The organism is Methylobacterium sp. J-026 (genome assembly GCF_022829585.1).
Taxonomy (GTDB): Bacteria; Pseudomonadota; Alphaproteobacteria; order Rhizobiales; family Beijerinckiaceae; genus Methylobacterium.
Map to the genome: position 1 here is coordinate 1 of NZ_JAKSYC010000174.1, position 4,715 is coordinate 4,715.

Consider the following 4,715-nt stretch of genomic DNA (forward strand, 5'->3'; position numbering starts at 1 on the left):
CCCGAAGAGCCACTATCCCTGCTGGTCGTGGTTGGGCGGACTGTCCTGGTCCGCATCGGCGATGCGCGATGCTCGGGGCGTGGTGCCGTGATGTCTCATGGCTGACCGCCTCTCCGGTGTCGGCGCCGCATGCGATGCGCGCCGAGACCTTTAGGCTAGGAGCGTCCGCCGGGGATAGCAAGGGCCGGTGGGACAGGCCCTACTCGCAGACGCGCACGCGGCGTGGCTTCATCGACCCCTACGGCGTCGAGCACATCCGCCGCGTGCGCGTCTGCGAATAGGGCCTGTCCCACCGGCCCTTGCTATCCCCGGCGGACGCTCCTAGCCTGAAGGTCTCGGCGCGCATCGCATGCGGCGCCGACACCGGAGAGGAGGTCAGCCATGAGACATCACGGCACCAGCCCCCGAGCATCGCGCATCGCCGATGCGGACCAGGACAGTCCGCCCAACCACGACCAGCAGGGATAGTGGCTCTTCGGGCGGTAATCCCAGCCGGATCGAAGAGTGTGGACCCTGCAAAAACCCGCCGCCTCAGGACGGCGGGTTTTTTCGTGGGCGACCGGGCCGACCTCACAACCCGGCAGCGGAACGAGCAGATCGCGGAATGGATCAGGCTCACCGAGGCAGGCGCCGGTGCCGAGAAACTGGCTTAAGTTGAGCCAGTTTCGAAAGGCGGCCGAGGGAAGGCCGGCGGGGTTCGTGCAGCGACGCGCGAGCTCGGCATAGATCGGAACGAAGCCCAGCGCGCCATCAAGATCGACGGCATAGCGCCGGCGGCGAAGGAAGCGGCGCGCGCTGCAGGCCTCGAGAACAACCAGAGTGCCTTGCTCAAAGTGGCCCAGGCCGAGCCCGAGCGCCAGGCCGTTCGCTTCTCGTACCACTGTGATCCCGGCGCGGCAGCCACCCGCATTCGGCTCAGCTACAGTGCGGGCGTCTCCTTGAAGCGCCTTCAATGCTGCTCCCCACACCCACCGTTCGTCGCTTCCTGCTGCTCGGGCTCATGCTCGCCAGCCTGATTGCGCTGGCGGATGGTATTGCCCGCCATGAGCTGCAGAGAGCCACGAGCGTGATGGCCTTTGCCGGGGGCGGCGGGTCCGATGAATAGCCGCCCGGCGCAGCTATCGGGTTTGGCCCTGCTCCTAGCGCTGGCGGGTGTCGGGCCGGCCTCGGCCCTGGCGGCCGAGCCGGCCGACCTGCCGGCCCTGGAAAAGGCGTGGCACAGCTGCGTGCGCCAGGCATATGACAGCCAGCCCGAGCGCGACAGCAGGCCGGGCCGGGAGCGCAACGCGCTAGATGAGTGCAAGGCTCATGAAGACCGGTACGTGGCCGCCCTGATGGCCGCCCGCCCAGACGATGCCGACATGCCCATGAACGGCTGGGCACGGACGTGGGCGGCGTACGTGGCGTTCGTGGTGGATCCAGTGAAGGCCTGGATCGAGGCGCTGCGGCGCTGATCTACATCGGAGCCGCCGCGCACCGCCTGCAATAATAGGCCGTGGGCTGGCGCCCCGCGGTGTCCAGTCCCCCCGCATGCGCCAACCCTCACGCGATCGCCCGGCCAAGGCTTCAAGGGCGAGGTGCAAGGAACTGGCCCGCACATCGCCTGTCATCGCGTGTCCACCCGCAACAGCACCGTGTGGTGTCGCGAACGCCTCGGGCGCGCGTCCGGGGGAGGCAGGCGCTGTAGCAGCCGGCCGAAGCGGTGTCGCCTGTGTCAGCCCGTCCTTAGGACCTTCCTGGCCAAGCGCTCGGCCTCCTCCCGCCACGCATCGCGCTCGGTCCGCATGGCCTCGACGAGGGCGTGCATGTTGCCGGCGTCGATCGCAGTCTCAACCAGCATGTCCTGGGCCGAGGCCAGCTGCTCGCACAACTCGGCATTCTTAGCCGCCAGCGTCAGGAGCAGAGCGGCCACGACATCGCTCATTCCTGCTCCCGCGCACCCAAGGCAGCGCGTCTAGCTGGGCTCAAGCTTGGCCGCAATCGCGTCCGATCACCGCGACTGCGCCGGCGAGGCCGCACCGAGGCCCGCTGTCTCAAACGGCCCAGGTGCTGCTCTGCCGGCGCGCGGCCGAAGCCGATCGCTAAGAGCATGGTGGAGCGGTATAGTTAACGAATTCTCTATCAAACTCTAAGAACTAGGGTCGCGGGACCACAACCGTAGGTCAAGCGACGCTCTGTGAAACGAGTGCTGACGGGCATGATAGGGCCTATCGAGCCAGATATCTGAAGCGCTGTTTCTGGCGTTCGCTGTTTAATTGTGCAATCAATCACCGGCATTAAGCCTCAACGAGCAATTTGATCAGCTAATCATCATCATGATAAGTTTTTCATCAAGAAGTTTTCTTACAACCGGATCGCGATTTGTACTAAATTCGTAAATTTTCTTAATCGTTAACTATTACAATCTACATTCTCGGAATGCCAAACTAATGGCTCTATTTCCCTACCTGACTCGGACTGCAACTGTGGCATTCTCAAATATATCGATACGCTCAAAACTCATCCTTACATTTGGAGGAGTTATTGTTTTTGTTCTCGCGTTGGGTGTAGCGGGATGGAATGGCTTATCCGTTCTTGGTCAATCAATAAATGATATCGGAAAGAACAGCCTGCCAAGCGTAACGACGGCTGCCGCCCTCCGGGCTGGTGTAATCGATGTACGCGTAAGCGTCGTCAATCATATCCTTTACAAAGAAGCAGCTCGCATGGAATACGAAGAGGGCGAGCTTCAGAAAAAAACGGCGGCTGTTATCAACTTTTCAAAATCTTACGAGCGTTTGATTAGCCTTCCCGGCGAGCAAGAACTTTTTCAGACCTTTACAACGAATTGGTCAGCTTACCTTGCTGCTATCCCTGCCGTGATTGCCCAATCTCGCAGTGGCGACAAGGATGGCGCTCTAGTGGAGGTGACCGCCACCGTGCGTCCACGCATCAAGGCGGCCGCCCAAGCGCTTGATGCAATTGTCGCGCTAAATGATAAAGCTGCTGACGCAGTAGTGAAAGCAAGCGATCGTTCTGCCGAGACAGTGCGCATGATCATGCTATGCATGATCGTCGTAGCGGTTCTATTGACGCTCATGGTCACTGTTCTGATCATCCGAGGTATCTCCCGCGGGATCAGTTCAGTCGTTCGCCCGATGCAGGCCCTCGCAGCTGGCGACCTCGACGTGACCATCCCGCACCAGGGTGCGAAGACTGAGATCGGCACGATCGCGGATGCCGTTCAGGTGTTCAAGGACGGTTTGATCCGCATGAAGGCGCTGGAGGAGGATACTGCCCAGGCGCGGCTGGCCGCCGAGGAGCAGCGCAAGGCCGGGATGCGCCAGATGGCCGATGGCTTCGAGGCCGCGGTCGGCGGCATCATTGGCATGGTGTCGTCCTCTGCGACCGAGCTGCAGGCCACCGCTCAGACGATGACGGCCACGGCGACCGAGACCGCCAGCCAGTCGACGACGGTCGCGGCGGCGGCCGAGGAGGCCGCCTCCAACGTCAACACCGTGGCCGCGGCCGCCGAGGAGCTGGGTTCGTCCGTGCAGGAGATCAGCCGGCAGGTCGCCGGCTCGGCCGAACTGGCGCAGCGTGCCGTGCGCGAGGCGGATCACACCGGCGCCCTGGTGCAGGAGCTGAGCGCCGCGGTCGCGCGCATCGGCGACGTGGTCGGGCTGATCTCGACCATCGCCGGCCAGACCAATCTCCTGGCGCTCAACGCCACCATCGAGGCTGCCCGGGCTGGAGCAGCAGGTAAGGGCTTCGCGGTCGTCGCGTCCGAGGTAAAGGCGCTGGCCGAGCAGACAGCGAAGGCCACGAACGAGATTTCTGGGCAGATCGCTCAGATCCAGGCCTCGACCGGGCAGGCGGTGACGTCGATCGGCGGGATCACCGCGCGCATCCGCGAGATCAACGGGGTCGCAGCCTCGATTGCGGCGGCAGTCGAGCAGCAGGGTGCGGCGACTCAGGAGATTGTCCGGAACGTCTCCCAGGCGGCGCAGGGCACCGGTGAGGTGACGCACAACATCGCGGGTGTGGCGGGTGCGGCCGAGGAGACCGGGGCCGCGGCGAGCCAAGTGCTCGGGGCGGCCTCGGAGTTGTCGCGTCAATCCGAGCACCTCGCGGCCGAGGTTGGTCGCTTTCTCGCAACCGTGCGCGCAGCCTGAGGTGACGATGAACACCGTGGGACCCCATTCCATCGTTCCGTTCGGCGAGGTTCAGGGTCTCACGACGGCTCTGGCCGGCGCCTTCGCCGAAGGGGTGGATCTCGGCCCCCGCGGGACACAGATCCGCGCCCTGGGGGAATCGCTGGAAACGATGATCGAGGCCTTGCGCCTAGAGCTTGTCGGCCTCGGCGAGCCACTGCAGGTCGATGACGTGACAGATGCCGTGGAGTTGGATCTCGAGCAGCTCATCCGTATGGCGACGGCCGCTCGCACCTACGGCATAGGCGAGGCTGGTTGAGGTTATTGGTTGTATAGACAGGCCGTGAGCCGGTGCCTGCGATGTTCAGTTCCCCCGCACTGCACCGACCCTCACGCGGCTGCCCGGCCGAGGCATTACGGGTGCCTATGTGGAACTGGCCCACGGAGTACCTGTCGTCGCGTGCTTGCCCGCGCGGGCAGGGCGATCATATCACCCTCCGAGTGGCCCTGCCGCCAAAGCGGACGCTCACACGTGTCCCGCGGAGGCCAGCCTTTGCTCGCAAGAGACCGCATCGGAAATCA

6 protein-coding genes are annotated in these 4,715 nt (G+C 63.9%); 4 read left to right on the plus strand and 2 right to left on the minus strand.

Going from position 1 to position 4,715, the window contains the following annotated elements:
- Positions 1 to 389: 389 nt before the first annotated feature.
- Complete coding sequence (locus MKK69_RS16265; protein ID WP_243969430.1) at positions 390 to 953, minus strand: hypothetical protein; 564 nt, start codon at positions 951 to 953, stop codon at positions 390 to 392.
- Between MKK69_RS16265 and MKK69_RS16270 the strand changes: the two genes are divergently transcribed.
- Positions 953 to 1,105, plus strand: coding sequence for a hypothetical protein (locus tag MKK69_RS16270; protein WP_243969364.1), 153 nt, complete (start codon positions 953 to 955; stop codon positions 1,103 to 1,105). The genes MKK69_RS16265 and MKK69_RS16270 overlap by 1 nt on opposite strands.
- Entirely contained in the window at positions 1,098 to 1,454 is a 357-nt protein-coding gene (locus MKK69_RS16275; protein WP_243969431.1) for a hypothetical protein, read from the plus strand. The genes MKK69_RS16270 and MKK69_RS16275 overlap by 8 nt, the downstream gene beginning before the upstream one ends.
- A 260-nt stretch (positions 1,455 to 1,714) precedes the next feature.
- Here MKK69_RS16275 and MKK69_RS16280 read toward each other — a convergent pair whose 3' ends face one another.
- Positions 1,715 to 1,924 carry a hypothetical protein gene (locus tag MKK69_RS16280; protein WP_243969433.1) on the minus strand — a complete coding sequence of 70 codons (210 nt, stop codon included), beginning with the start codon at positions 1,922 to 1,924 and terminating at the stop codon, positions 1,715 to 1,717.
- Positions 1,925 to 2,429: 505 nt separating this feature from the next.
- Here MKK69_RS16280 and MKK69_RS16285 point away from each other — a divergent pair.
- Positions 2,430 to 4,154 carry a methyl-accepting chemotaxis protein gene (locus tag MKK69_RS16285; RefSeq protein WP_279598430.1) on the plus strand — a complete coding sequence of 575 codons (1,725 nt, stop codon included), beginning with the start codon at positions 2,430 to 2,432 and terminating at the stop codon, positions 4,152 to 4,154.
- Position 4,155: 1 nt separating this feature from the next.
- Positions 4,156 to 4,452: a hypothetical protein gene (locus tag MKK69_RS16290; protein WP_243969434.1), complete on the plus strand. Its 297-nt coding sequence runs from the start codon at positions 4,156 to 4,158 to the stop codon at positions 4,450 to 4,452.
- The last annotated feature ends 263 nt before the right edge of the window (positions 4,453 to 4,715 follow it).

Excerpts from the sequence above, each read along its gene's own strand:
- MKK69_RS16275 (WP_243969431.1), top strand. The coding sequence starts at position 1,098 with ATGAATAGCCGCCCGGCGCAGCTATCGGGTTTGGCCCTGCTCCTAGCG.
- MKK69_RS16285 (WP_279598430.1), top strand. The coding sequence starts at position 2,430 with ATGGCTCTATTTCCCTACCTGACTCGGACTGCAACTGTGGCATTCTCA.
- MKK69_RS16270 (WP_243969364.1), top strand. The coding sequence starts at position 953 with ATGCTGCTCCCCACACCCACCGTTCGTCGCTTCCTGCTGCTCGGGCTC.
- MKK69_RS16280 (WP_243969433.1), bottom strand. The coding sequence starts at position 1,924 with ATGAGCGATGTCGTGGCCGCTCTGCTCCTGACGCTGGCGGCTAAGAAT.